The 24,962-nt window shown below is 64.5% G+C and carries 25 protein-coding genes and 1 pseudogene; 10 read left to right on the top strand and 16 right to left on the bottom strand.

The window, feature by feature from the left end:
• Positions 1-12: 12 nt before the first annotated feature.
• The 3 genes from OKW27_RS10955 to OKW27_RS10945 all read left to right on the top strand — a co-directional run bounded on the left by OKW27_RS10955 (position 13) and on the right by OKW27_RS10945 (position 1,358).
• Positions 13-405, top strand: coding sequence for a hypothetical protein (locus OKW27_RS10955; protein ID WP_184063218.1), 393 nt, complete (start codon positions 13-15; stop codon positions 403-405).
• Between the two features lie 557 nt (positions 406-962).
• Positions 963-1,166: a hypothetical protein gene (locus OKW27_RS10950; protein ID WP_008922557.1), complete on the top strand. Its 204-nt coding sequence runs from the start codon at positions 963-965 to the stop codon at positions 1,164-1,166.
• A gap of 33 nt (positions 1,167-1,199) precedes the next feature.
• Positions 1,200-1,358 carry a hypothetical protein gene (locus OKW27_RS10945; protein WP_429333473.1) on the top strand — a complete coding sequence of 53 codons (159 nt, stop codon included), beginning with the start codon at positions 1,200-1,202 and terminating at the stop codon, positions 1,356-1,358.
• 67 nt (positions 1,359-1,425) lie between these two features.
• Here OKW27_RS10945 and pcaC read toward each other — a convergent pair whose 3' ends face one another.
• From pcaC to OKW27_RS10920, 5 genes are all read right to left on the bottom strand, one after another.
• Positions 1,426-1,827: a 4-carboxymuconolactone decarboxylase gene (gene pcaC, locus OKW27_RS10940; RefSeq protein WP_090807261.1), complete on the bottom strand. Its 402-nt coding sequence runs from the start codon at positions 1,825-1,827 to the stop codon at positions 1,426-1,428.
• Positions 1,824-2,615 carry a 3-oxoadipate enol-lactonase gene (pcaD, locus tag OKW27_RS10935; protein WP_090807263.1) on the bottom strand — a complete coding sequence of 264 codons (792 nt, stop codon included), beginning with the start codon at positions 2,613-2,615 and terminating at the stop codon, positions 1,824-1,826. Before pcaD ends, pcaC begins: the two co-directional genes overlap by 4 nt.
• A gap of 5 nt (positions 2,616-2,620) precedes the next feature.
• Entirely contained in the window at positions 2,621-4,000 is a 1,380-nt protein-coding gene (locus OKW27_RS10930) for a 3-carboxy-cis,cis-muconate cycloisomerase (protein ID WP_429333472.1), read from the bottom strand.
• 284 nt (positions 4,001-4,284) lie between these two features.
• Positions 4,285-4,944, bottom strand: coding sequence for a 3-oxoacid CoA-transferase subunit B (locus OKW27_RS10925; RefSeq protein ID WP_429333471.1), 660 nt, complete (start codon positions 4,942-4,944; stop codon positions 4,285-4,287).
• Positions 4,945-4,957: 13 nt separating this feature from the next.
• Positions 4,958-5,665 (bottom strand): 3-oxoacid CoA-transferase subunit A, encoded by a 708-nt coding sequence (locus OKW27_RS10920; protein WP_429333470.1) that lies wholly within the window; start codon positions 5,663-5,665, stop codon positions 4,958-4,960.
• 419 nt (positions 5,666-6,084) lie between these two features.
• Here OKW27_RS10920 and OKW27_RS10915 point away from each other — a divergent pair, with 419 nt between their 5' ends.
• The 3 genes from OKW27_RS10915 to OKW27_RS10905 all read left to right on the top strand — a co-directional run bounded on the left by OKW27_RS10915 (position 6,085) and on the right by OKW27_RS10905 (position 9,120).
• Positions 6,085-7,014 carry a LysR family transcriptional regulator gene (locus OKW27_RS10915; protein WP_090807267.1) on the top strand — a complete coding sequence of 310 codons (930 nt, stop codon included), beginning with the start codon at positions 6,085-6,087 and terminating at the stop codon, positions 7,012-7,014.
• Positions 7,015-7,150: 136 nt separating this feature from the next.
• Positions 7,151-7,789, top strand: coding sequence for a GTP cyclohydrolase I FolE (folE, locus tag OKW27_RS10910; protein WP_429333469.1), 639 nt, complete (start codon positions 7,151-7,153; stop codon positions 7,787-7,789).
• 218 nt (positions 7,790-8,007) lie between these two features.
• On the top strand, positions 8,008-9,120 hold the full coding sequence (locus OKW27_RS10905; protein WP_429333468.1) for a VTT domain-containing protein: 1,113 nt from the start codon (positions 8,008-8,010) through the stop codon (positions 9,118-9,120).
• A gap of 66 nt (positions 9,121-9,186) precedes the next feature.
• On the opposite strand, the pseudogene OKW27_RS10900 reads toward OKW27_RS10905, so the two are convergent.
• Positions 9,187-9,675 (bottom strand): annotated as a pseudogene (locus tag OKW27_RS10900) (GGDEF domain-containing protein); the annotation flags it as partial.
• Between the two features lie 274 nt (positions 9,676-9,949).
• Positions 9,950-10,795, bottom strand: coding sequence for a CHAD domain-containing protein (locus tag OKW27_RS10895; RefSeq protein WP_429333467.1), 846 nt, complete (start codon positions 10,793-10,795; stop codon positions 9,950-9,952).
• 222 nt (positions 10,796-11,017) lie between these two features.
• Between OKW27_RS10895 and OKW27_RS10890 the strand changes: the two genes are divergently transcribed.
• A complete protein-coding gene (locus OKW27_RS10890; RefSeq protein ID WP_090807273.1) occupies positions 11,018-11,611 on the top strand; it encodes a short chain dehydrogenase in 594 nt (197 codons plus the stop codon).
• 237 nt (positions 11,612-11,848) lie between these two features.
• Entirely contained in the window at positions 11,849-13,435 is a 1,587-nt protein-coding gene (locus OKW27_RS10885) for an inorganic phosphate transporter (RefSeq protein ID WP_090807275.1), read from the top strand.
• 98 nt (positions 13,436-13,533) lie between these two features.
• On the opposite strand, the gene ppk2 is transcribed toward OKW27_RS10885, so the two are convergent.
• Positions 13,534-14,460: a polyphosphate kinase 2 gene (gene ppk2, locus OKW27_RS10880; RefSeq protein ID WP_429333466.1), complete on the bottom strand. Its 927-nt coding sequence runs from the start codon at positions 14,458-14,460 to the stop codon at positions 13,534-13,536.
• 161 nt (positions 14,461-14,621) lie between these two features.
• Positions 14,622-15,020, bottom strand: a complete 399-nt coding sequence (locus OKW27_RS10875; RefSeq protein WP_090807279.1) for a VOC family protein — start codon at positions 15,018-15,020, stop codon at positions 14,622-14,624.
• Between the two features lie 177 nt (positions 15,021-15,197).
• Between OKW27_RS10875 and OKW27_RS10870 the strand changes: the two genes are divergently transcribed.
• Positions 15,198-16,247 (top strand): S1C family serine protease, encoded by a 1,050-nt coding sequence (locus tag OKW27_RS10870; protein WP_429333465.1) that lies wholly within the window; start codon positions 15,198-15,200, stop codon positions 16,245-16,247.
• 49 nt (positions 16,248-16,296) lie between these two features.
• On the opposite strand, the gene ggt is transcribed toward OKW27_RS10870, so the two are convergent.
• From ggt to OKW27_RS10840, 6 genes are all read right to left on the bottom strand, one after another.
• A complete protein-coding gene (gene ggt, locus OKW27_RS10865; protein ID WP_429333464.1) occupies positions 16,297-18,042 on the bottom strand; it encodes a gamma-glutamyltransferase in 1,746 nt (581 codons plus the stop codon).
• Between the two features lie 38 nt (positions 18,043-18,080).
• Complete coding sequence (locus tag OKW27_RS10860; protein WP_090810228.1) at positions 18,081-19,484, bottom strand: MFS transporter; 1,404 nt, start codon at positions 19,482-19,484, stop codon at positions 18,081-18,083.
• Positions 19,485-19,623: 139 nt separating this feature from the next.
• On the bottom strand, positions 19,624-20,388 hold the full coding sequence (locus tag OKW27_RS10855; protein ID WP_429333463.1) for an NTP transferase domain-containing protein: 765 nt from the start codon (positions 20,386-20,388) through the stop codon (positions 19,624-19,626).
• A 28-nt stretch (positions 20,389-20,416) separates the two neighbouring features.
• A complete protein-coding gene (locus OKW27_RS10850) occupies positions 20,417-21,493 on the bottom strand; it encodes a lysylphosphatidylglycerol synthase domain-containing protein (protein WP_090807288.1) in 1,077 nt (358 codons plus the stop codon).
• Positions 21,490-22,305, bottom strand: a complete 816-nt coding sequence (locus tag OKW27_RS10845; RefSeq protein WP_429333462.1) for a HalD/BesD family halogenase — start codon at positions 22,303-22,305, stop codon at positions 21,490-21,492. The genes OKW27_RS10850 and OKW27_RS10845 overlap by 4 nt, the downstream gene beginning before the upstream one ends.
• Entirely contained in the window at positions 22,302-23,003 is a 702-nt protein-coding gene (locus tag OKW27_RS10840; protein ID WP_429333461.1) for a CDP-alcohol phosphatidyltransferase family protein, read from the bottom strand. The genes OKW27_RS10845 and OKW27_RS10840 overlap by 4 nt, the downstream gene beginning before the upstream one ends.
• Positions 23,004-23,245: 242 nt before the next feature.
• Between OKW27_RS10840 and OKW27_RS10835 the strand changes: the two genes are divergently transcribed.
• Positions 23,246-23,677, top strand: coding sequence for a hypothetical protein (locus OKW27_RS10835; RefSeq protein WP_187631301.1), 432 nt, complete (start codon positions 23,246-23,248; stop codon positions 23,675-23,677).
• A 176-nt stretch (positions 23,678-23,853) separates the two neighbouring features.
• Here OKW27_RS10835 and OKW27_RS10830 read toward each other — a convergent pair whose 3' ends face one another.
• On the bottom strand, positions 23,854-24,375 hold the full coding sequence (locus OKW27_RS10830; RefSeq protein ID WP_429333460.1) for a hypothetical protein: 522 nt from the start codon (positions 24,373-24,375) through the stop codon (positions 23,854-23,856).
• Between the last annotated feature and the right edge of the window lie 587 nt (positions 24,376-24,962).

Raw genomic sequence — 24,962 nt, 5'->3', positions numbered from 1 at the left:
TCCTTTGAATCCATGAAACACGCTTTTGCGGTCCTGCTGCTATCCCTTCCCGCGCTATGCCTGGCGGAACCCGGACCATACCCGCCATGCGGCGACCGGTTTCCGGCCTATGTGGCCCAGATGGCGCTAAGAAAAACTGACATCCTCTCCCTGGATTTCGATGCTACGAAAACAAGGGCCGTGCGACTGGCGTCCGAGAAGATCGGTAAATATGAGGATGGCGAACCAATGTGGCGCGGGGTCTATCAGATTACCTTTGAGGAGCGAAACGGAAATAAGATCAAGCTGATTGCTGTGTACGAGATAGGCGAACTGGAGTGTACGATTAGTGACGAGCAGTTTCTTATCGTTTCGAAACAGTTGCAGCGTGGCGGCGGGGACACTCGGTACAGGCATATCGAGTGAACCGCGCCAGTTCAGACCCGGACCCGCATCGCGCGGGTCTTTTTTTGCCTGCGAGCGGCGCGTCATAAGGCTCCTGCCTCGCTCTGTTTCAGTCATTACACCCCTTGCCCGCGCGGCCTGTACGTCTGGTTCGGGTCTGTCTGTAGGCTTCCACGAGATAGTCGCCAAGGCGGGCAATCGATCCGATACCGCTTCCGGCGCGAAAGCCCGTTGCGAGCCGCATGTAACCATCGCCCTCCCAGTCTTCGCACGCGTCGAGTACGGCCTGCTGCGTGGCGCGGAAGTGTCTGGCCGCCTCCCGCACGGTCGGATGCGAACGGATGGTTGGAGCTGATGGAGCCGGTACAGCCGGACTTGACGCGGCGGCTGCTGACGATCTTCCCGGTATCACCAGCGACGGGGATGCGACCATACGGAAACTGACCGCGTTGCAGGACTACGCGCGTAAAGCGCAGCGGCTGTGCGGCATCGATGGCAGCCGGAAATATTGAAAAAGGAGTCAGCCGTGCGTCGTTATACTCAGCTCTGCCCGTCAACTTTAAAAAATGGAGGTATGCGTGGGCGCTCTTTCCATATGGCACTGGCTGGTGTTTGTTCTTGTTGTCGTCATCGCGGAGATTATCCCGCTATGGCTGATCCTGAAGAAGGCGGGATATGCGGGCGCCTGGTCGCTGCTTGCCTTCATTCCGGTGGTGAACGTCATTCTGCTGTGGTTCATTGCCCTGGCCCGCTGGCCTGCATTGAACGCAAGACAATCCTGACCTGTCGCGGCCGGTCGGAATGGACGAACTGAAATGGCCGGCCGCTACCGCAACCCGTCCTACCGCCAGTACTTGCCGCAGGAACTGCTCGATGAACTGCGCGCGGTGTCGAAGGCGACCCACCGTCGGGTGCAGCAGATCGTGCGGGTGGCCGTGCAGCGTTTCCTGCGTAAGCTGCGGAGTCCGTCGTGAGCACGCCTGCCCTCACCTTCGATCTGATCCTGCGCGATGCGCAGGGCCAGTTACGTGTGCTCAGTCTTTACGACTTCGCCGCCGGGGCCGCCGCATCATCCTCGCGAAACAGCTTGTCGGCCAGATGGAATGCGGAGTTGGCCGCCGGCACGCCGCAGTAAATCGCGGTCTGCAGCAGCACTTCCTTGATCTGCTCGCGCGTCACGCCGTTGTTTTTGGCGGCACGCAGGTGCAGCGCGAGTTCTTCGCTGCGATTCAACGCCACCATCATCGCGATCGTCAGCAGGCTACGCGTATGACGCGGCAGACCTTCACGCGTCCAGATCTCGCCCCATGCGTAACGCGTGATCAGGTTCTGGAACTCCTCGGTCAACTCGGTGCGGTTCGCGAGCGAACGGTCGACGTGCGCGTTGCCCAGCACCGCGCGACGCACCTCCATACCGGCTTCGTAACGGTCTTCGTCGTTCATTTTGCCTCCGTCAGGAAGTCGAGCACGGTCTTCGTGAACTCACCGGCCTTTTCGATGTTGGAGATATGCGAGGCATTGAGTTCGACGTAGCGCGCGCCCGGAATCGACTGCGCAAGTTCGCGGCCTTGCGCGGCCGTGGCGGCGAGGTCGTGCGTGCCGCTGATCACGAGCGTCGGCAGCTTGATACCCGGCGTTTCGGGCCGCAGGTCGGCCGCGTCGATCGCGTCGCAGTTCGATGCGTAGCCTTCCTTGTCGGTATGCACGAACACGTCGCGGATCATCGCCAGCACGACCGGCTCGCGCTCGATGAAGTCTGCCGTGAACCAGCGCGGCAGCACCGCGTCGGCGAGCGCAAACATGCCTTCGCTGCGCGCCTTCGCGGCACGCGGCACCCACACTTCCGGCGAGCCGATGCGCGCGGCCGTGTTGCACAGCACGACGCGCTCGAAGCGGTCGCCGTGACGCGCGGCGAGTGCGACGCCGGTCAGGCCGCCCATCGATATGCCGCAGAAATTCGCGCGCGCGATCTTCAGCGTATCCATCAGGCCGAGCACGTCGCCGCTCAGCTGCTCGATCGTGTACGGACCCTTCGGCGCTTCCGAATGACCGTGGCCGCGCGTGTCGTAGCGCAGCACGCGGAAATGCTTCGACAACGCCGCGACCTGCGGCGTCCACATGGACATATCGCAGCCGAGCGAATTCGACAGCACGAGCCACGGCGCGTGGCCGTGACGATCGCCGTCGATACGATAGTGAAGCTCGGTGCCGTTGACTGCGGCGTAGGGCATGCCGGTTACTCCTTGGAATGGGCGCGCTGCGCGCGCGTGGTGTGAAGCGCCAGCGCGGCGTCGACATATGCGTGCGCCTGGCCGACGTATTGAGCGGGATCGAGCAGCTGCTTCAGGCGCTCGAGCGAAAGATGTTCGGTGACGGCCGCGTCGGCGGCGAGCACGTCATACAGCGTCTTGCCGTCGCGGATCGCCGCCTTCGACGCGCGCTCGACCAGATGATGCGCGTCGAGCCGGCCGATGGAATCGCCGAGCGCGAGCATCACCGCTTCGCCGAGGATCAGGCCGTGCGTGACGTCGAGATTCGCGGCGAGGCGCGCTTCGTTGACGTTCAGACCCGCAGCGATCTGTTTGATGTTCGCGAGCGCGCCGCCCGCGAGGCGCGCGAGATCCGGCAGCGCGTCCCATTCGGCCTGCCAGCCGCCAAGCGCGCGTTCGTGCTCCTGCACCATGCCGGCGAACACGGTCGCCACGAGGCCGGGCGCGCGCGTCGCGGCCGTCAGTACCGCCGCGCAACCGACCGGGTTGCGTTTGTGCGGCATCGTCGACGATCCGCCCTTGCCGGCCGCGGCCGGTTCGGCGAGTTCGTCGATTTCGGTTTGCATCTGCAGCGACACGTCGCGCGCGATCTTGCCGAGCGTGCCGATCAGCATGCCGAACAGCGACGCCGTCTCGGCGATGCGATCGCGCTGCGTGTGCCACGGCAAGGTCGGTACCGCGAGGCCGAGTTCCTTGGCGAGCGACTGCGTGACCTGCGGCGCCGCCTCGCGCAGACTCGCGAGGGTGCCGGCCGCGCCGCCGAATTGCAGCACCAGCACACGTTCGCGCAACGCGCCGAGCCGCTCGCGATGACGCAACAGCGCGTCGAGCCATTGCGCGAACTTCAGACCCAGCGTGATCGGCAGCGCCTGTTGCAGCCACGTGCGGCCGATCATCGGTGTCGCGCGATGGGTGGCCGCGAGTTTCGCGACCGCGTCGCAGGTGGCTTGCAGGCCGCTGTCGAGCAGGTCGAAAGTGTCGCGCAGTTGCAGTACCGTCGCGGTGTCGATGATGTCCTGGCTCGTCGCGCCCCAATGCACGTATTTGCCAGCTTCGGCATCGGCGGCTTTGACGCGTGCAGTCAGTTGCTTGACGAGCGGAATCGCGAGGTTGCCGCCGAGCGCGGCGTCGCGTGCGAGCGCGTCGGCGTCGAGCTGGTCGGCCTGGCAGGCCGCTTCGATCGCGGGGACGGCGGATTCGGGAATGACTTTGTGCGCGGCAGAGGCACGCGCGAGCGCGGCTTCGACGTCGAGCATCCGCTGCAGCGTGGCACGCGGCGCCCAGATGTCGTTCATCGGCTGTGTGCCGCAAAGAAGGCCAGTCAGACGGGCGCTGGAGTCGAGCATGGTGACGACGATGTTTGAGGGAATCGGAAGCGAAGAAGCGGCACGGCGCGCGGCGGTTCGAAGCAGACGCCGTGGCGGAGCAAGCGCTCGTGCCGTGCGTATGCCGCAGTATGTGCTGCGTATTGTGCGCCAAACGTGGACAACCCGTCGCTGAAGTTGCCAGGCCAGCGCTGACGAGGAATTCGCCCCGTCAACGCTGGCCCGTTCGCGCAATGCCGCTTTCAGACGAGACGCCATCGACGCGGCCGCAAAGCAGACCGCCGCCGCGACGCCTCAGCCAACCATCAGGCCGCGCGCGCGGCCTGCGTGCCGTCGGTCATCGGCACACCGGTCAGCTTCAGCAGTTCGTCGAAGCCGATGTCCGTGAAAATCTCGCGCACGACGAGGCCTTCCTTCGTGACGTCGATCATTGCGAGGTCCGTATAGATACGGGTCACGCAACCGATACCGGTGACCGGGTACGAGCACTCGGCGGCGATCTTGCTCTCGCCCTGCTTGGTCAGATGCTCCATCATCACGTAGACCTGCTTCGCGCCGATCGCGAGGTCCATCGCGCCGCCGACCGCCGGAATCGCATCGGGTGCGCCGGTGTGCCAGTTCGCGAGGTCGCCCTTCGCCGACACCTGGAATGCGCCGAGCACGCAGAAGTCCAGATGGCCGCCCCGCATCATCGCGAACGAATCCGCGTGATGGAAGTAGGCGCCGCCCGTCAGCAGCGTGACGTGCTGCTTGCCGGCGTTGATCAGTTCGTCGTCTTCCTGACCCTTCGCCGGTGCCGGGCCCATGCCGAGCAGACCGTTTTCGCTGTGCAGGAAGATTTCCTTGTCAGCGGCGAGGTGGTTCGCCACCAGTGTCGGTACGCCGATGCCGAGGTTCACGTAAGCGCCTTCAGGGATGTCCTGGGCAACGCGCTTGGCCATTTCATCGCGAGTCAGTTTCTTCATGTCGGTCTCCGGGTCAGGCAGCAGCGTCGTGAGGATTGGGCGTGGGGGCATGCGCCGCTTGCGGCACCGCGATCACGCGTTGCACGAAAATGCCGGGCGTGACGATTTCTTCCGGATCGAGGCCGCCGAGCGGCACCACTTCCGACACCTGCACGATCGCGGTCTTCGCTGCGCTCGCCATGATCGGTCCGAAGTTACGCGCGGTCTTGCGATAGATCAGGTTGCCCCAGCGATCGCCCTTGTACGCCTTGATCAGCGCGAAGTCCGCGTGCAGCGGCGCTTCGAGAACGTAGTGACGGCCGTCGATCAGACGGGTTTCCTTGCCTTCGGCGAGCTTGGTGCCGTACGCGGTCGGCGTGAAGAAGCCGCCGATGCCCGCCCCCGCGGCGCGGATGCGCTCGGCGAGGTTGCCTTGCGGCACGAGTTCGAGTTCGATTTCGCCGGCGCGATAGAGCGCGTCGAACACATACGAGTCGGTCTGGCGCGGGAACGAGCAGATGATCTTGCGCACGCGCTTGGCCTTCAGCAGCGCCGCGAGGCCGATATCGCCATTACCTGCGTTGTTGTTGACGATGGTGAGGTTGCGCGCGCCCTGCTCGATCAGCGCGTCGATCAACTCGGACGGCATGCCGGCCGTGCCGAAGCCGCCGATCATGACGGTCGCGCCGTCGTGGATATCGGCGACCGCCGATTGAAGTGTCTCGAAAATCTTGTTGATCATGTCGAATTTCCTTTGGGGGCGCTACGTGCCGCTGGGCTGACAGCCGTAACCGGCAAGGCTCGCGCGGAAACAGTCTCCGGGCATGCTGGCGACGGCTCGCGAGGGGGAGAGCGGGCTGGCGCCTTCGATTGCTTCGCCGCTGAATTGTTCGTTGCGTGAACAGTGATTCGTTTAGCGAACGCTTCGGCGATTATGGTTGTCCTGTGGGCGGGTTGTCAAGGCAGGGAAACCCCCTTCATCATAGGTCGCCACGCGCGGCGGCGAAGGTCCGGGATGCCCTCGTCCAGCGCTCGCCCTGCGCGCGAAAATGCCGGCCGCGCAAAATCCCACTATGCTTATGGGCGATTTTTCAACTAGGCTCTATAGCGATAGGGCATACGCATTCCCTTGCCCTGCCCGCCCCGCGAGCCATAACAAGCATGTCCGAGACACATCTGGATCTGAACCTGATCCCCTATCTGGTCGCGATGGAAGACACGCGCAACGTGAGCCGCGCCGCCGAGCAGCTCGGCGTGAGCCAGCCGCGCGTGAGCACCGCGCTTGGCCGCCTGCGCGAATACTTCGACGATCCGCTGTTCGTGCGCACATCGAAAGGCATGGAGCCGACACCGCGCGCGCTCGCGATCCTGCCCGCCGCGCGCGACGCGTTGCTGCGCATCGAGAAAGGCATGCTCGACGTGCAGGATTTCGATCCGGCGACGAGCACGCACACGTTTTCGATCGCGCTGTCCGACGTCGGCGAAATCGTGTTTCTGCCGCGTCTTTTGCAGCTGTTCGCCGAGCGCGCGCCGTCCGCGAAACTGCGCTCGGTCACGCTGTCGCCGTCGCAAGTGGAACGCGGGCTCGAATCGGGCGATGTCGACCTCGCCGTCGGCTATTTTCCGGACCTGGCGGGCAACAACTTCTTTCAGCAGCGGCTCTTCACGCATCGCTTCATCTGCCTGATGCGCAGCGGACATCCGCTGTCGAAGGGGCCGCTCACGCTCGAGCAATACGTGGCGTCCGGGCATGCGGTCGTGCGCGCCGAGGGACGCAGCCAGGAAGTGCTCGAGCAGTACCTCGAAAAGAAGCGCATCAAGCGACGCGCGGTGCTCGAAACGCCGCACTTCATGAGCCTGCCTTTCATCCTCGCGCGCACCGACCTGCTCGCGACCGTGCCGCACGCGATCGGCTTCGCGTACGTGTCGGAGCATGCGTCGATCATGCTCGTCGAGCCGCCGCTGCCGCTGCCGCGCTTCGACCTGCGGCAGCACTGGCATCGCAAGTTTCATAACGATCCGCGCGGCAGTTGGCTGCGCGGCGTGGTCGCCGAGCTGTTCAACGATGCGATGGACGAATGGCCGAAGTAGCCGTGCGCAGCACGCCCGCGACTGCCCCGGCCGCGAAACGGGCATCGGCACCTTCGGCGCAAAACATGGAACAATGACCTCAGTTACTGACCCCGCGCGCCGCGCAGCGTCGACGCGCGATCCAGGAGGACGACGCATGACCAGCAGCAAGGCAAAGAAGACCAAACCCGTAGCGGCCGCCGAACGCCCGAGCCGCGAAGAAGCTGAGGCAGCCGTGCGCGTGCTGCTGCGCTGGGCCGGCGACGATCCGCAGCGCGAAGGCCTGATCGACACGCCGGCACGCGTGACGCGCGCTTACGACGAGTTTTTCGTCGGCTACCAGGTCGATCCGCGCGACATCCTCGCGCGTACCTTCTCCGAAGTGGACGGCTACGACGAAATGATCGTGCTGAAGGACATCCGCTTCGAAAGCTATTGCGAGCACCATATGGTGCCGATCATCGGACGCGCGCACGTCGCGTATCTGCCGAACCATCGCGTGGTCGGCATTTCGAAGCTCGCGCGCCTCGTCGATGCGTTCGCGAAACGGCTGCAGATCCAGGAAAAGATGACGGTGCAGATCGCCGATACGCTGGACGAGGTGCTGCAGCCGGCCGGCGTGGGCGTGATTCTCGAAGCCGCGCATCAGTGCATGTCGACGCGTGGCGTGCACAAGGCGGGCGTCACGATGGTCACGTCGCGCATGCTCGGCACGTTCCGCACCGATCCGTCGACACGGCGGGAGTTTCTGGCGATCGTCGGGAATCCGGGCGTGGTGGCAGTGCCGAATGCCTGATGAGGTGGACCCGGGGGCCACTCGTGGTTCGTTGACGATGCAGCCCCCGCCCCTGCGAATCCAGCGTGCGCGCCCGCGCGCACTCTCTTCGAGCGCGCCGGCCACCTTGCGGTGGGCACGCGGGGTTGACAGTTAGTTGCGTATTGACGATTGAGGCCGATGGTCGACACCGGCCGTCCGCGCATGCCAGCCCAACAGCAGCAACAGGAGCGCCTCAATTGGTCGAGTTTCCGTTGTCGGCGGTTTCAACCTGGGGCAGCGCTATCGTGTTCGTCAACGTCCTGCTGACGCGCCTCGGCGTACCGATTCCGGCCGTGCCGATGCTGCTGTTCGCGGGCTCGGCGATCGCTGCGGGCACCCTGGCGTTCTGGCCGACCCTCGGCGCGGCGGTGCTCGGCGCATTGATCGGCGACGGCACCTGGTTCGCGGCGGGCCGTCTGTATGGACGCAAACTGCTCGCGTGGCTCGGCCGCTTGTCGCCCGCCGTCGATACGAGGCTGGAAACCGCGCGCGCGCTATTCGAACGCTATGGCGTGCCGCTCGTGTCGATTTCGAAGTTCGTGCCCGGCCTCGGCCTGATTACGCCGCCGCTGATGGGTACGACCGCCGTCGACATCCGCATCTACGCACTATGGGATCTGGCGAGCGTGATCGCGTGGGCGACGTTCTGGCTGCTCGGCGGCGCGGCCGTGGAACGCGAGGTGCATATGCTGCGCGCGTTCGTCGAGCAGCGCGGCGGCACGATCGCCGACATTCTTCTTGCGGTGGCGCTCGTCTATCTGCTCTACCGGCTGTATCTGCGATATTACGAACGGCGCCGGTTCACGCGAGCCACGTCGGCCCAAGCCGCGCCGATGCTGGCCGCGCCGACGCAGGCTTCATCGGCAAGTGCCGCCGCGTCGAGCATGCCGTCGCGCTGGCGGCGCTCCGGCCGCCTGCGCCGCATGGCGCCGTCCCGCGTGTTCGATGCGCGGCCCGGCGCTCCGCTGCTCGATCTGCGACGCCAGATTCCCGACGCGCGCGCGCTCGATCCGCATTCGCCTGAGCAGATCGACGGCGCGCTGCGCACGCACGACATGGTCATCTATTGCATCTGCCCGGACAGCGCGACCGCGCTCGAAGTCTCGCAACATATGCGCAGCAATGGCTACACGCGGATTCGCGCACTGCGCGGCGGGCTCGATGCATGGCAGCGGCGTGGCTTCCCGGTGGGCTTGCTGGCTCACGCGGATGGTGCGGCCGCCAATCGGCCGCGCTCGGCGTCGCTGGACGAAACGCCAGCGGCGGTGACGTTGCGCGGCTTCGCGCCGCGCAGTGCGGAGCGCGCCTGAATTGCGCTGCGTCGCGACAATCTGGGCCGGGAAGGCGCTCACGCTCACGCGAACGAACACCTGGCGTTAAGGCGCCGCCCCCGTGCGCGAGACCCCCTGCGTCGCCGAATACTCGTCCCACTGCGCCGACCGGGTGCGATTGCGCCCTTCGTTCTTCGCCACATACAACTGTCCGTCAGCGGCGGCCATCAGCTCGAGTCCGTTCGCGACATCCGTGGCGCTCGGCAGCGCCGTTGCGCAGCCGACGCTCACCGTCACCGCCTGCGGCGCATCGTGTCCGCGCACGATGACCTGGTTTTCCACCTTGCGACGAATCTGCTCCGCGACCGCGAACGCGCCCTGCGCGGTCGTATCCGGCAGCACCACCGCGAACTCTTCGCCGCCGTAGCGCGCGACCAGATCGGCCGAGCGCAGCGCCACGGACGCGATGCAATCAGCCACCGCGACCCATACCTCGTCGCCGCTCTCATGGCCGTAGGTATCGTTGAAACGCTTGAAGTGATCGATATCGATGAACAGCACCGACAACGGTTTGTTGTCGCGTCGCGCCCGCTTCCGGCCTTCGCCGACCTCCACCGCTGTCCGGATCGACATCGCCAACGCGACGAGCGTGCCGGCGATGCCGGCCACCCACGGGCGGTTGCCCACATAGCGGGTCATCCCGGCTCGAACGGCGCGCAACGTCAGGCGCAGCCGATGAGGCAGCGAAAGCCCATGCGGTGCCACGCCCCTCGCCTCCTTCGCGGACTATTCTTTCGGACCGCAGCGCGGTGCGCCGTGCATTTTGGGCTGCGGATCCTCCGCGCTAGCGAGGACCGAACGCGCTCTCTCAGCCCAGTAGCTCCGACGCCGCGCGCAAGCGGCGTTTGCGTTTCCTGTCGAGCCAACCCAACGCGGCTTCGATGTGGTCCGCGTCGGCAAGCGACGCGGCATTGTCGCGCAACAGCGTTTCGCTCGCGACGGTATCGTTGAGCATGCCGAAGCGCTTCTGGATTTTTTTCAGGCGCTTGAGCGTGCGCTTATGGCTGGTTTTAAGCAGCGGCCCGAAAAACTCGAACAGATAGCGCAGTTTCTTGCCCGCTTTTCTGACATCGTGAAAGGCTGCGTAATTCGAGCGTTTCGCATGGCGCGCGCGTTTGATGCGCTTTTTCAATGAGCGCTCCGACGCCCCTATGCGTCGAGCGGCAAATTTGCGCAGCGCAATAGCCGAATCGTGCGTGGCGTGCAGTTGCGCGGAAGTGGTGGCCAACGCATCGCGCAGCAGGTGTTTGACGTCGGCGTTCAACAACGTCTCGCGGCTGGTCGCCAGCGTGTCGCGGCGCGCCTGCTCGAGCTTCGGCATCAATGCTTGCGCGCCGCTGTCTTGCTGCCTGAGCAACGCGATCAGGATGTCCCAATCGCGCGTTTTACCCGCCGCGGTGGCGAGAAACTTGTAGACCGCGCGTTGCCGGGAATTTTCGCCCTTGTCGAGCAGCGGTGCGAAAGCCCACCATAACGAACGCAAACGCCGCAGTGAAACGCGCAGTTTGTGCAGCGCTTCGGGTGACGCGTCGCCGTGCACCCCTTTGGCGAGCCGGATCGCCTCGTCGACGAGCGGCGCGGCATAGGAAGTGAAGGCACGCTGTGCCGGTTCGTCCTCTACCGGCTCGTTGACTGTCTCGCTGTCTTGCTTCATCGACGCTCCCGGGAAACATGACCTTACTTCCAGCGTAGCAAAAATGATGCTCAGGAGGATCGCGGCGCGTGTCAGCCGGCTCTTCCCTCACGCGTTGGCGCGTCGCGCCGGCAGCGTCTATCCTCGACCGATAGGATCGCGCGTTGCACGCTTCGGCGAGTGCTCGGGCGACGATGCAGTGTGCAGTGCGGCAATTGCCGCAAACAGACCTTAGGAGGATGTATGCGAATACTCGTTGTCGGTGCGACCGGCCTGCTCGGTTCGCACATCGTGAGGCTGCTCGCCACCGAGCATGACGTGGTCGGCGCGAGCCGCAAAGGCTCCGAACTGCACGTCGACCTGTCGGACAAACGCAGCATCGAAGCGATGTATGCGCAAGCCGGCAGCTTCGACGCGATCATCTGCGCGGCCGGCTCCGCGAAATTCGCGCCGCTCGCGGCGCTTGGCGACGAAGACTTTTCTTTTAGTCTTGCCAATAAACTGATGGGGCAGGTCAATCTGGTGCGCTGCGGCGTGGACCATGTGTCGCAAGGCGGCTCGTTCACACTGACGAGCGGCGTGCTCGCGCAACAGCCGATGGAAGGCAGCGCCGCGGTCAGCATCGTCAATGCGGGTGTCGAAGCGTTCGCTCGCTCGGCCGCGCTCGAGTTGCGAGGCAAGGCCCGCGTCAATGTAGTGAGCCCGGGGTGGGTCGCCGAAACGCTCGAATCGATGGGCCGCGATCCGTCGCAAGGGGTACCGGCGGAAATCGTCGCGCAAGCTTATAAACGCACCCTCGGTGGCAGCGCAAGCGGCGAAGTAGTCAGCGCATCGTAAGCGCAACCGAAGCCCGCTCGCCGCTCGTGCTATTCATCACTTGCTTAGTCCGGTTCGGACATCTTACTATTCCCGTCCGCCAGCCTGCGTAGTATTTACCGGCGTGAGCGGCGTAGCATAGGCCGCGCCGCCCCCTGCTTTTCCCGCACCCCCAACGCCGTCACGTAGTTGTCATCGTTGCGACACACAGCGAAAGCAGCATCAAGAACTCTGCGACCACTTTTTGGGGCTCACGTCATGCCGGAACTTTCGTATCCGCAACCAGGCGCCGCCAGCGGCAAAGGCCGTAACGCGGGCCTGGTTATTTTCGTTGCCCTGCTCATCGCGGGCGTCGTGTACTGCGGCGTTCATCTGATAGACGATCTGCAGCCCGTACGCGAAAGCTCGGTACTGCCGTATCTGCTGCTCGGTGTCGCGCTGCTGATCGCGCTCGGCTTCGAGTTCGTCAATGGCTTTCACGATACGGCCAACGCGGTCGCCACCGTCATCTACACCCACTCGCTGACGCCGAATATCGCGGTGGTCTGGTCCGGCACGTGGAATTTTCTGGGCGTGCTGACGTCGAGCGGAGCGGTCGCCTTCGGCGTGCTGCAACTGCTGCCCGTCGAGTTGATTCTGCAGGTTGGCAGCAGCGCCGGCTTCGCGATGGTATTCGCGCTGCTGATCGCCGCGATCATCTGGAATCTGGGCACGTGGTCTTTGGGCCTGCCGTCTTCGAGTTCGCACACGCTGATCGGCTCGATCATCGGCGTAGGTCTGATGAATCAGATGCTGCATGGTGCGAACGGCACCAGTGGCGTGGACTGGAATCAGGCGCTCGGCGTCGGCAAGTCGCTGCTGTTTTCGCCGATCGTGGGCTTTCTGCTTGCGGGCCTGCTGCTGCTGATCCTGAAGGCCGTCGTGCGCGTGCCCGCGCTGTATGCCGAGCCGAAGGGCAAGGAGCCGCCGCCGTTCTGGATTCGCTGCCTGCTGATTCTGACCTGCACGGGCGTGTCGTTCGCGCATGGCTCGAACGACGGCCAGAAAGGCATGGGGCTGATCATGCTGATCCTGATCGGTACCGTGCCCACCGCCTACGCGCTGAACAAGGCGGTCACGCCGGCGCAAACGCAGAACTTCGTCGCGGTCGCGCATCAAACCGCGGCGACGCTGTCGCGCTACACGCAGGGCGCGGCGCCTTCCGCGGATCCGCGCGCCGACGTCGAGGCCTTCGTGCGCACCCGTCAGCTGACGCCCGCCACGCTGCCGGCGCTGCAGCAGCTGACCGAGCAGATCGGTCGCCAGGTCGCCGAGTCGGGCTCGATGGCCGCGGTGCCGCAAGGCATCGTCGATAACGTGCGCAACAACATGTATGTCACCTCCGAGGCGATCCGTCTGATGCAGAAGGCCAATCAGCCGCAGTTCTCGCCCGAAGACGCGAAGATCATTGCCAACTTCAGAACCCAGATCGACCACGCGACCAAGTTCATTCCGCCGTGGGTCAAGGTGGCGGTCGCGATCGCGCTGGGTCTCGGCACGATGGTCGGCTGGAAGCGCATCGTCGTTACGGTGGGCGAGAAGATCGGCAAACAGCATCTGACGTACGGCCAGGGCGCGTCGGCTGAACTCGTCGCGATGGTCACGATCGGTGCCGCCGACCTCTACGGTCTGCCGGTGTCGACGACCCATGTGCTCTCTTCCGGCGTGGCCGGCACGATGGCGGCCAACGGCTCGGGTCTGCAATGGGCCACGGTGCGCAGTCTGATCCTCGCATGGGTGCTGACGTTGCCCGCGTCGATCGCGCTCGCGGGCGCACTGTTCTGGGTGTTCCGTTCGGTGTTCTGAGTTCGCCGATCTGGCGGGGCGAAGCAAGAAGAAAAGCGCGGTACGCTGATATACGTACCGCGCTTTTTCGTTGGCCGGCTATTTCATACGATCCGCTTTTAATACACCTCGGGCACGATCATCGACTGAGGCACCGGCTGACGGCTATAGTCTTCGTGATAGACACGCGACGGCAAGTCGATCTGCGGATGCTCGATCTCGTGATACGGCACCTGGCTCAGCAGATGCCGAATGCAGTTCAGGCGCGCGCGTTTCTTGTCGACGGCCTGCACGACCCACCACGGCGCCTCGGGGATATGCGAGCGCTGCAGCATCACCTCCTTCGCCAGCGTATAGGCTTCCCAGCGGCGCCGGCTTTCCAGATCCATCGGACTCAGCTTCCACTGCTTGAGCGGATCGCGAATGCGGTTCTGGAAGCGGATTTCCTGCTCTTCGTCGGTGATCGAAAACCAGTACTTGAGGATCTGCACGCCGCTGCGCGCCAGCATCTTTTCGAACTCCGGCACCGAGCGGAAAAACTCTTCGTATTCCTCGTCGGTGCAGAAGTTCATCACGCGCTCGACGCCCGCGCGGTTGTACCAGCTGCGATCGAATAGCACCATCTCGCCGCCCGCCGGCAGATGCGATACATAGCGCTGGAAATACCATTGCGTGCGCTCGCGATTGTTCGGCGCGGGCAATGCGGCCACGCGGCACACGCGCGGATTGAGGCGCTGTGTGATGCGCTTGATCGCGCCGCCCTTGCCGGCCGCGTCGCGCCCCTCGAAGATCACGACGAGCCGGTGCCCGGTCGCGACGATCCAGTCCTGCAGCTTGACCAGTTCTCCCTGCAGCCGGAACAGTTCGCGGAAGTACTGCTTGCGCGCCTCGCGATGCTCGGGCGTAAAGCCGTCCGGGCCGTCGATGATGCGGTCGTCGACCTCCATTTCGAGTTCTTCGTCGTAGGCATCGATGAGGTCTTCCTCGAAACGGCGTTGCCGCTCCGCCATCAGTTCGATATCGGGTCTCGGGTCCGGCTCTTTCATTGCGGCTCTCCTCGCAACAGGAATGGGATGGCGCGCGGCGGCTAGCGCGACGCGGTCGCGTTCGATTATCGAAGCGCGAGGTGTCAGCCGTGTTACCGCGTGGGCGGCCGCTGCACATGCGTGATAACCCCATGATAGCGAGTTTGCCCCGACTTCCGCCGCTAGGGCAGCGGCCGCGCGAAGCTCAGTTCGTGGCCGTCCGGATCGGTGATATGAAAATAGCGCTCGCCCCACGGCGCATCCGACGGCGCGAACGTCGGCTGCAAGCCTGCCGCCACCGCCCTGGCATGGAACGCGTCGACGTCCGACACGTAGATGATCACGCGCCCCCACCAGTTGACCGGCGCGCGCGCATCGGCGATCAGGTTCAAATACGAACTGCCGAACGCGAACGACGTGAAGGCCTCGCGCGGACCGCCGAACTTGATCGGGAAGCCGAGCGCTTCGTAGAACGCGACGGCGCGCTGCATGTCGCTGGTGGCGAGCGTGATCGCACAGAGCGACTCGATGCGTGGACCCGGCTGCGGGGATTGCGGCGCTGAAGCGTTAGATGCGGACATGAACAGGGTCTCCGTGGCGCGAGCGAGCGGCGAGCGACGGCCCGCCCGGGAAAGTGTCTCACGGGCTGTGGCCACCGGTCTGGCGGCGCGGCCGGGACGCCGCCGACGCCCCCGCGATGCACTTGAAAACTCGCGCGGCGCCCCGCATCTCGGAGCCCGTCTATCCGGAGCATCGTTATGGGAAGCCGCCCACGCTTCATCGATGACCTGTCGAGCGCCGCATCCGACGCCCCCGGGCCCCAATCCACCGAGCTTTTGACCCGCGACGACGACGCGCTGCTCGACGCCTACTCCCGCACCGTGATCGGTGCACTGGAGCGCGTGCAGCAGGCGGTCGCGTTTATCGCCGTCGAACGCCGGCTGCCCGGCGACGCGTCCGCGCATGGGCGCGGCGTGCGGGGCGGCACTGGCTCGGGCTTCCTGTTCACGCCCGACGGCTACCTGCTGACCAATAGCCACGTCGTGCATGGCGCGACGCATATCCAGGTGACGCTGGCCGACGGCGCGAAGTTCGACGCCGATCTGGTCGGCGACGATCCCGGCAGCGATCTCGCGGTGCTGCGCATCGGTTCGCCGGAACCGCTGCCGCATGTCGAACTCGGCGAATCATCGAAGCTGCGCGTCGGGCAGATCGCCATTGCGGTCGGCAACCCGCTCGGGCTGCAACAGACCGTGACGACCGGCGTCGTTTCGGCGCTCGGCCGGTCGCTGCGCTCGAACTCCGGCCGCATGATCTACGACGTGATCCAGACCGACGCGGCATTGAATCCGGGCAACTCGGGCGGACCGCTGATCAATTCGGCGGGTCAGGTGATCGGCGTGAATACTGCGATCATTCCTGGCGCGCAGGCCATCTGTTTTGCGACCGCGATCGATACCGCGAAGTGGGTCGTCATGCAGATCTTCGCGCACGGTCGCGTGCGACGCGCGTATATCGGCGTGGCCGGCACGACGACGCCGCTGTCGCGGCGCGTGCAGCGCTACTTCGGGCTCGGCACGCAAAGCGGCGTGCGCGTGATGGAGATCGTCAAAGGCAGTCCGGCGGCGCTCGGCGGCTTGCGCACCGACGACACGATGGTCGCGATCGACGCGCAGCCGGTGCAGGATGTGGATGCACTGCAACGCACGCTCGATGCTTCGCGTATCGACAAGCCGGTCAACGTGACGGTGTTGCGCGGCGCGCAGCGGGTGGAGTTGACGGTGACGCCGGTGGAGCAGGCAGGGTGATGGGGCACTTTGCGTTGGGCAGCCTTGCCTGGATGCCCAGAGTGAAACCCTACCGAACCACCCGCGTCACCCCTCGCCCGCGCGGATCGGCCGCCGCCTCCGGCTCGTCCCCATCGATCCTGATCACCTGAACATCGCCGGTGAATTCCTGCCCTTCCAGCTTGTAGCCCTTCGCCTCGAGCTGCTGGGCGAGTTCGCCCTCGATCGGCTTGTACGGCTCCGAATAGATCGTATTCGGCGGCAATAGCTGGTGATGGAAACGCATCGCGGCGAGCGCATCCGGCAACGGCATGTCGAAGTCGTAGATGTCGTTGATCACCTGGAAGATCGTCGTGAAGATCCGCGATCCGCCCGGCGTGCCGATCACGAGCGCGACCTTGCCGTCCTTCGTCAGAATCGTCGGCGCCATCGACGACAACGGGCGCTTCTTCGGCTCGATCGCATTCACGTCGCTGCCGACCACATTGAACATGTTCGCGGCGCCCGGCTTCGCGGAGAAGTCGTCCATCTCGTCGTTCAGCGCGATGCCTGCCCGATCCACCACGACGCCCGAGCCGAACGCGCCGTTCAGCGTGTACGTGTTCGACACCGCGTTGCCCCATTTGTCGACCACCGAAAAATGCGTGGTCTCCGCCTTCTCCGGCATCGAGGTCCCGAGCCCCGGCTGAATGCTCTTCGTGTCCGACGGCATATTCGGATCGACCTCGGCCGCGCGCTTGGCCAGATACGGGTCGTTGATCAGTTGCGCGACCGGCACCTTGTAGAAATCCGGGTCGCCGAGATACTGCGCGCGGTCCGCGAACACGCGCTTCTCGAGCTCCGCGATCAGATGCACGTATTGCACGGAATTGAGCGGCACGTTCTTGAACTCGGGCGCGATATCGGCCTTCATCTTCAGCAGTTGCACGAGCCCGACGCCGCCCGAACTCGGCGGCGGCGCGGTGATCACGCGGTAGCCGTTCCAGTTCGCCTGCACCGGCTCGCGCCAAACCGCCTTGTACTGCGCGAGATCGGCCTTCGTAATCAGGCCGTGGCCGCGCATTGAAGCGGCGATCAGATCCGCAGTCTTGCCCGTGTAGAAATCTTTCGCGCCCTGATCGGAAATACGCTGCAGGACCGCGGCAAGGTCAGGCTGCCTGAAGGTGACGCCCTGCTTCAGATTGCGGAAGTAGGTGTCGAAATTGGTCTTGCCCGCGAAGTTCTTCGCCGCGTCGTCGCGCAGCTTCTGCAGTTGCGGGGCGACCACGAAGCCGTCGCGCGCATAGTGAATAGCCGGCGCGAGCACCTGCTGCCATTTCAGCTTGCCGAAACGGCGCTGCACTTGCCACATGCCGTCAACGGTGCCTGGCACGCCCACCGCGCGATAGCCGACCAGGCTCATGCCTTTGATGATCTCGCCCTTGTCGTCGAGATACATGTTCTTCGTCGCGGCGAGCGGCGCGCGTTCGCGATAGTCGAGGAAATAAGGCTTGTTGTCGACGTACAGCGTCATGAACCCGCCCCCGCCGATGTTGCCCGCATCCGGGAACGTGACCGCAAGGGTGAAGGCGATCGCGGCGGCCGCATCGACCGCATTGCCGCCTTCGTTGAAGATCTGCTCGGCGGCATCGGCGCTGTATGAGTCCGGCACCGCAATCGCCGAACCGGCAAGCACGGCCGGTTGCGTCTTCGCGGGCGCTTTCGCGACAGCAGGCGCCGCCTCGAGAAACCCGGTTGAAACGCAAAGGATTGCGATCTGGGCAAGACCGCTGATCGAAGCACTGGTTGAAGCTTTGACGTTGCGAAACAACTTCATGACCTCCTCATCGACGACGACGGCATCCGTATGATGGCTTACGCGCGCCCGCGACTGCCGCGCGAGATCTCATCGCCCGCGTCTCGCGGCAGCCGCCGCGTAATCGGAATCGACAGGCACGAGAACAGACCGACGACGAGAAACGCCGGCCAGAAATCGGAGAACACGATGTTCGGATGCCCTTGCACACGATGCGAAATCTGCAGCACGATGCCCGAGATCGTCACGCCGAGGCCGAGCGACATCTGCTGGATGACGCTCGCGACACTCGTCGCGCGGCCGACGTCGCTGCCCGGAATATCGGCATAGGCCAGCGTATTGAGCGACGTGAATTGCAGAGAAGGAAAGAAGCCGCCCACCAGCACGATGCACCAGATCACCCAATGCGGCGTGCCGGGAAAGAACAACCCGTACACGGCGATCGCGAGACCCGCGCACGCGGCGTTGACCATCAGCACGGTACGAAAGCCGAAGCGTTCGAGAATGCGCGACGCCACCGTCTTCATGAAGATCGAACCGAACGCGGACGCGCACGTGATCGCGCCGGCTCTGAACGCGGTCATGCCGAGCCCTTCCTGCAACGCGAGCGGCAACAGGAACGGCACGGCGCCAAGACCGATCCGAAACAGCGAACCGCCGATCACGCTCGCATGAAAACTTGGAATGCGCAGCAAACGCAGATCGAGCACCGGCAGCGCGACGCGGCTCGCATACAGCACATAAAGCAGCAGCAACACGATGCCGGTCACGCACATGCCGACCGATTGTCCCGTCGACACCAGTTCGCCGCCGACCAGCGAGAGCCCGAGCATGAACAGCGAAGCCCCGCTAGCCGACAGCGCGAAGCCGAGCCAGTCGAGCCGGCCCGGATGCGGCTCGCGCGTATTGGCGATGTATTTGTTGGTGAGCCAGATGCCGAGCAGGCCGATCGGCACGTTGATCACGAAGATCAGACGCCAGTGCAGATAGGTCGTGATAAAGCCGCCGAGCGGCGGCCCGACCACCGGACCGAGCAACGCCGGCACCGTCAGATAGTTCATCGCGCGAATGAACTCCGACTTCGGAAGCGACCGGAAGATGATGATGCGGCCCACCGGCACCATCAGCGCGCCGCCGATGCCCTGCACGAAGCGCGCGAGCACGAAGGTATCGAGCGAAGTGGAGGCCGCGCACAGCAGCGAGCCCGCCATGAAGATGCCGATCGCGGTGCGGAACACGGTGCGCGAACCGAAGCGGTCGGCGACCCAGCCGCAGATCGGGATAAAGACGCCAAGGCCGATCACATACGCGGTGACCGCAAGCTTCAGCGTGATCGGATCATGACCGAGGTCGCGTGCCAGAACCGGCAGCGACGTCACGATGACCGTGCCGTCCACGTTTTCCATGAACATCGCGCACGCGACGATCAGCGGAACGATGAAAGCGCCTAAAGCGAGCAGCATTGTCATGGCGACGGGCGGCCAGCCATCAATGGAAAGCGTCGATTATGGCATCGCGGCGACAACAAATGTTGTCGCGCGAAGGGGTTTTGCCGGGTGCCATCGCGCGCTGCCGTGCATCTTCGCGCGCGGCACGGACGCCTCAGCGCGATGCGCTGACGAGCGGCTGCAACTGCGGCAGGATCTCGTTGGCGGCACGCGCGACGTCGTTCGGAAAGTCGATCTCGATCCACGGCGCGCCGCTCACCTCGGCCGTGTCGAACACCTGGCTGCGCTCGAGCAGCAGGTCGCGCACCGCCTCTTCGTGCGGCATGTTCGCGCGGCCGCTGTCGATATAGCCCGCGACGATCTGCGTGAAGCGTCGCGCGGTTTCCTCGCGGAAGCGGAAGAAACCGACCGACTCGCCGATCGTGTCGTACTCCAGAGTGACCGCGAGCTGCTTGCGCAACTCGACCGGCACGCCGTCCTTCAGGCACAGCTTGACGGGCTCGTCGCCCGCTTCGAAATCGCGGTCGATCAGCAGACGGTTCACCGACTCGCCCGCCACCAGCGCGCTCAGGATGCGCTCGTCGTACAGCACGTCGGCGTCCATCAGCAGCACGTCGCCGCCGCGCGTCAACGCGTCGGCAACGGTATGCACGGTCAGCACGCTGCCAAGATCGAAGCGCGGATTGAGCACGGTCTCGACCTTGTGCGGCCAGTCGATGCGCGCGAGTTCCGCCTGCACGGATTCCGGCTGGAAACCGAGCGCCAGCACGACGTCGGTCACGCCAGCGGTTTTGAGCATCTGCAGATGCCGTTCGAGCAGGCTCATGCCGTCGAACTGCAACAGGCATTTCGGAAACTGGGCTTGCGGCGGCTGCTGGAGACGCAGGCCGAGGCCCGCTGCGAGAATGATTGCGCGCATGCGCGGTCCTTTGAAAAAAGTACGGGGGTCAATCGGCAACCGGCACGCGCCGTGGAGCGCGCCGCCGTTGCCAGCTTCGTTCGCTGAAGTGCAATACAAGCAGGCCCGGCAGGCCCAGCAGGAGTTCACGCGCACGCTTGGCGAGCGACAACGCCAGCGCCGCGTCGGGTGGCAAACCCACCAGCGGCGCGAGCAGCAGATAGCCGCCCTCCTGCACGCCGAGCGAGCCCGGGATCATGAAGGCCGCGCCGCGAATCGCCTGGCCGATGCTTTCCAGCAGCAGCGCGTCGATCCAGCCGACCGGATGACCGAGAAAACGCAGCGCGAGCCATACCTCGGCCGTGCCGACGACCCATCCCACGAGGCTCAGCGCAAAGCTCGCCGCCACGCGGCCGCGCTCGCGGTACAGCGACTGCACGGCGGCATCGACGGCTTCCGCGCGCGTCATCAGCGACGACCAGTCGCGCTTGCCGAACACCTTCGACACCACGCCCAGCAGCCGGCCGAACAGACCGCGCCGCTGGGCGAAGTAGAACGCGGCGATCAGCGCGCCGAGCACGCCGGTCGCAATCAGCGTTGCGGTGCGCAGGTCGTGCAGCGTGCCATGCGCGGCGTACGCGCCGAACATCGCGAGGCCACCGAGCGCGAACATGATTTGCGCGAGCGCCTGCCAGGTCGTGCTGACGGTGATCGCGGCGGCCGCGTCGCGCAGCAGCATGCCGCGCTGCGACAGTTGACGCACCATCACCACCGGGCCGCCGATCTGCCCAGCGGGCAGCAGGCTATTCACCGACTCGCCGATCCAGCGCGCGGACAGCGCATTGCGCAGCGAGGGTTCGGCTCGTGCAGCGCTCGTCGCGCCGCTGGTTGCACCGCTTGCCGGACCTTCATGCGCACCGTCACGCGAGGGGTGGTCGCGCCTGAACAGCACGGCGATCGCAGCCGCATCGAGCACGAGCGGCACCACGTGGAACGCGGCGACGACCGCGAGGCCCCAGCCGGCTGCGAGCAAGGTCGACGCCACCGAGCCGAAGCCCTGCCAGGCGAGCAGGCCGACGAACAGCGCCGAGCCGATCGACAGCAGAAGCAGGGCCGCCCGACTCACGCGGCGTCCTTGCCGCGCGAGGCCATCTGACGGAACACCTGGCGGAAACCGAAGTACGCGATCGCGTCCTTCATGTTGGAAACGAAGCGGCGCCACGGCCGCATGTTGGGATCGGTGACGTATTCGAACGTCAGCGACACACGCATCTCGTTCGGCCCGGCCGCCGTGATGCGATGACGCAGCTTGTCGCCATCGAAAAACACGAGGCCGCCCGGCGGAATCTGCACCGAGCCCGGCTGGTCCGGCACCTCCGGATTGCGCGTATGCAGTTCGTAGTCGAGCCGGCACGACGATTCGTCGATCACGCCGAGCAGCAGCGTGTAGCGGCGTCCGTCGTAATACGAAGTATCGTAGTGCCAGCCGATATGGTCGCCGGGGCGCGTGTAGTAGTAGAGCGCGTAGGCGTGCGGATCGTCGGCGGGCGACACCTGCAACTGGTCGCCGCTCAACTGCTCGAGCCAGCCGATCAACTCCTTCGAGCGATACAGCTCGGCGATGAACGGCGCGAGACGGTCGATCGTATGGCGGCTGACACTGCCGCCCTGCTTGTGACCCGGCAGATAGTTGCGGTTCACTTCGTCGAGCAGTGCGCGCGCGCTGTGTACCAGCTGCGCGGTCACTTCCGGCGCGAGGAACTCGTCCAGATACAGAAACGCGTCCTGCGCGGCGAAGTCTTTACGCAGACGCGCGTTGTCGAACGTGCGGGTACGGCTGGCGACCGCGCGGTCGGCATCGGGCGCGGGCGTGAGCGCCGCGACGGGCGTGCCTGACGACACGGGCGCGATCACGTCGTCTTCGGCGTGCAGATTCATTTGCTGGCCCACTGTCGACGGGATTCAGACGCGCTGGCGGCCTTGGCCGTCGGGCGAGCGCTACGGCGCGCGACGCGCCAGTAGTCGATCACCACCCATACGGCGAACAGCGGCGCGCCGATCGACGCGACCACCACGAACGGCGCGACGACATTCGTCAGCGTGACGATGGGCAGCAGGTACAGCACGTCCTCGGTTTCGAAGCCCCCCATCGACGCCTGCTTCGTGCCGGCCTTGCCGACCATTTCCTCGATCCGCATGCGCAAAAAGAAGATCAGGGCGACCGCGACACCAGCCACCGCGCCGAGCACGCCGGGCGCGAGCTTCAAAGCGTCGATCTGCGCGCCGCCGACACCGATACCCATGCCGACGAACAGCATCACGGTCACGAGCGCATCACAGGCGAGGTCGTAAAAATGACCGATGCGGCTCGACTTGCCGCCCACTCGCGCGAGTTCGCCGTCCGTGTGATCGACGAAATTCGACAGGACGATCAGCAGTGCGCCCGCATTGGCCCACGCGAATCCCCCGTGCGCAAGGCACAGCGCGCCTGCGACGCCGATCAGCAGGCGCAGCGTGGTCAAATGGTTCGGGGTGACCCAGCTGTCGACTAGCGGTGTCACGAGCCGGCGGGCGAGCCGGGCGTCCCACGTACGTGGCGGCGGAACGTTGATTGGAGGTCGGGGTTGCGAAGTCATAAGGCGGAAATATATACGGGATTCTGAAAGCTTGCTGTTATGCCATACGTTGCTCTGCAATTTGCAGATACCGTTCGTGTGTCCGTCACAAAGCGGAATTCACCGAATCGCTGTAAAGTGCGAATCCCGTTGTGCCAGTCATGCAAAATCTGTTCGATGTGCAGCACCGCTCGTGCCCTCCGGGGGGGATGGCGCAGTGGTTGCTAATCCACGACATCGACTGTTGACGCCCGCCTACGCTCATGAACCGTCTCCTTGTCCCTCTGCTGTTTGCCGCCGCCGCCGCGCTGCCCCTTTCCTCGTTCGCCGTGGAGCTCGACGCGCCGCTGACATGCAATGAGAGCGGCCACCAGTTCATTGCCGATCTGATGCAGCAGCAGCTGATCAAACCGAAGCCAAGTCACGTCGAAAGCAACTCGATCAACGCGTTCTCGCCGATGCCCGATGCGCATCTGACCGCGTTCGGTTTCCGCGTATTCGCGGTGGTGGGCTTCGAAAAGGACGACCCGATGTTCCGGGTCGGCGACGGCGAACCGGTCGCCCAGTCCGCGTATGGCGCGGTCGTGTTCGGCAGCGACGACAATGTTAAAAGCGCGCTTGAAAACGCCGGCAGCACGGCGATCGTGCATCACGTCGCGCCGCTCATCACCGCGATTTTCTGCAAGCGCAGCTAGGGTTTGGCGAGACGTCGTATTCGACCGTTTCGCCACGATCGTCGATATCTTCGACCACGAGCCAGTTCGAGTGGCCAGTGAAATAGCAGCGCCGCTCTGCCAACTGCGCCATGATCGCCGGCAGTGTCAGCGACCAGCGGATCCGATCACGACGCAACCGCGCCTACAACCGCCACTTACCCCGGCCGACGAAACTCGTTTGCCACCCACGCCGCGGCGCTCGCCTTGCTGAGCTTGAACGTCGGCGCAACCTGCACTTGCGCGATCTGCTCGCCGAAAATATCGAGCGCGCTCAACAGTGCATACGGCTCGTCTTCGTCGGGGACGATGTCGAGCATGATGTCGAGTTCGCCGTTGCCGTCCGCGCTCGGCACACGCACCGTCTTGTGCAGTTGCGCGCGCAGCTGCTGCTCGTGACGACGCAGCACTTCCGCCGCGGTTTTCACGAGCGCGTTGAATGCCGATACGTCGAGCGGCTTCGGATCCTTCTTGTTGCGGCCCATCGTCCACGGTCCGACGAGCGCAGGCTCCGCCTCGCCGTCCTTGATCATTTCGACGGCCCAGCCTTCGTCGTCTTCGTTCTTGATGATGCGCGCGGTCCAGCCGTTGTCGCGCCACAGACGTTCTTCATGCACGCTGTCGTCCGGTCCGAGGAACTCGGCATTCGTGTCGGTCGAGGGAAAGGGCGTGTCGGTCATCACAGGTTCACTCACTTCGCGGGGCGCACAAACAGATTTCGAACCCGCGATTCTACCTGCCCAGCCCGCCTGGCCCTGCTCGCTCTGACGAACGGACAAGGCGCGTTCGGAACGGCGCAGCCGCTCAACGCGCGAAAAGTTATATTCACCTACGCGACGATTTATAAATCCGCTTTAAATTTCAGATAAAAAAACGCGGCCCGAAAGCCGCGTGTAAAAATGAAAAAGACACCCTTTGGTCGAAGGGGTCTATCAAAATTATAAGTGGCATCCCCCTCCATTTAAGGCTTTCTTCGAAAGACTGCATTGCGCAAAACCGTGGGAATCAGCGCAAACGGCCTCGTCCGCTTTGCCCTTCTGCTCGCCGCGAGGCTCCCGCCATTCATCGTAAAAATAATTTCCTTTTGCGGACCTGCACTTACGCGATTAATTCACATAATCCCCGATTCGGAAATAAACCGTTGTAAGGCGCGCAATTAAATATCCGCATAGCGGCAATTACACTTCGCTGCGAATCGACAGTCAACGGGGCGCAAGCAGCAACTTTCGCTCGAATGCCGATTCGGCGCGAACGTCGCGGCGATCAA

The organism is Paraburkholderia sp. 35.1 (genome assembly GCF_050436525.1).
GTDB lineage: Bacteria > Pseudomonadota > Gammaproteobacteria > Burkholderiales > Burkholderiaceae > Paraburkholderia > Paraburkholderia tuberum.
Note: the sequence above shows the minus strand (reverse complement) of the source record. Positions and strands in the feature narration are given on the sequence as shown.

What these genes read in the sequence shown, in the direction of transcription:
- OKW27_RS10955 (WP_184063218.1), top strand. Translation starts at nt 13, where the DNA reads ATGAAACACGCTTTTGCGGTCCTGCTGCTATCCCTTCCCGCGCTATGC.
- OKW27_RS10945 (WP_429333473.1), top strand. Translation starts at nt 1,200, where the DNA reads ATGGCCGGCCGCTACCGCAACCCGTCCTACCGCCAGTACTTGCCGCAG.
- pcaC (WP_090807261.1), bottom strand. Translation starts at nt 1,827, where the DNA reads ATGAACGACGAAGACCGTTACGAAGCCGGTATGGAGGTGCGTCGCGCG.
- pcaD (WP_090807263.1), bottom strand. Translation starts at nt 2,615, where the DNA reads ATGCCCTACGCCGCAGTCAACGGCACCGAGCTTCACTATCGTATCGAC.
- OKW27_RS10930 (WP_429333472.1), bottom strand. Translation starts at nt 4,000, where the DNA reads ATGCTCGACTCCAGCGCCCGTCTGACTGGCCTTCTTTGCGGCACACAG.
- OKW27_RS10925 (WP_429333471.1), bottom strand. Translation starts at nt 4,944, where the DNA reads ATGAAGAAACTGACTCGCGATGAAATGGCCAAGCGCGTTGCCCAGGAC.
- OKW27_RS10920 (WP_429333470.1), bottom strand. Translation starts at nt 5,665, where the DNA reads ATGATCAACAAGATTTTCGAGACACTTCAATCGGCGGTCGCCGATATC.
- OKW27_RS10915 (WP_090807267.1), top strand. Translation starts at nt 6,085, where the DNA reads ATGTCCGAGACACATCTGGATCTGAACCTGATCCCCTATCTGGTCGCG.
- folE (WP_429333469.1), top strand. Translation starts at nt 7,151, where the DNA reads ATGACCAGCAGCAAGGCAAAGAAGACCAAACCCGTAGCGGCCGCCGAA.
- OKW27_RS10895 (WP_429333467.1), bottom strand. Translation starts at nt 10,795, where the DNA reads ATGAAGCAAGACAGCGAGACAGTCAACGAGCCGGTAGAGGACGAACCG.
- OKW27_RS10890 (WP_090807273.1), top strand. Translation starts at nt 11,018, where the DNA reads ATGCGAATACTCGTTGTCGGTGCGACCGGCCTGCTCGGTTCGCACATC.
- OKW27_RS10885 (WP_090807275.1), top strand. Translation starts at nt 11,849, where the DNA reads ATGCCGGAACTTTCGTATCCGCAACCAGGCGCCGCCAGCGGCAAAGGC.
- ppk2 (WP_429333466.1), bottom strand. Translation starts at nt 14,460, where the DNA reads ATGAAAGAGCCGGACCCGAGACCCGATATCGAACTGATGGCGGAGCGG.
- OKW27_RS10875 (WP_090807279.1), bottom strand. Translation starts at nt 15,020, where the DNA reads ATGTCCGCATCTAACGCTTCAGCGCCGCAATCCCCGCAGCCGGGTCCA.
- OKW27_RS10870 (WP_429333465.1), top strand. Translation starts at nt 15,198, where the DNA reads ATGGGAAGCCGCCCACGCTTCATCGATGACCTGTCGAGCGCCGCATCC.
- ggt (WP_429333464.1), bottom strand. Translation starts at nt 18,042, where the DNA reads ATGAAGTTGTTTCGCAACGTCAAAGCTTCAACCAGTGCTTCGATCAGC.
- OKW27_RS10860 (WP_090810228.1), bottom strand. Translation starts at nt 19,484, where the DNA reads ATGCTGCTCGCTTTAGGCGCTTTCATCGTTCCGCTGATCGTCGCGTGC.
- OKW27_RS10855 (WP_429333463.1), bottom strand. Translation starts at nt 20,388, where the DNA reads ATGCGCGCAATCATTCTCGCAGCGGGCCTCGGCCTGCGTCTCCAGCAG.
- OKW27_RS10845 (WP_429333462.1), bottom strand. Translation starts at nt 22,305, where the DNA reads ATGAATCTGCACGCCGAAGACGACGTGATCGCGCCCGTGTCGTCAGGC.
- OKW27_RS10840 (WP_429333461.1), bottom strand. Translation starts at nt 23,003, where the DNA reads ATGACTTCGCAACCCCGACCTCCAATCAACGTTCCGCCGCCACGTACG.
- OKW27_RS10835 (WP_187631301.1), top strand. Translation starts at nt 23,246, where the DNA reads ATGAACCGTCTCCTTGTCCCTCTGCTGTTTGCCGCCGCCGCCGCGCTG.
- OKW27_RS10830 (WP_429333460.1), bottom strand. Translation starts at nt 24,375, where the DNA reads ATGACCGACACGCCCTTTCCCTCGACCGACACGAATGCCGAGTTCCTC.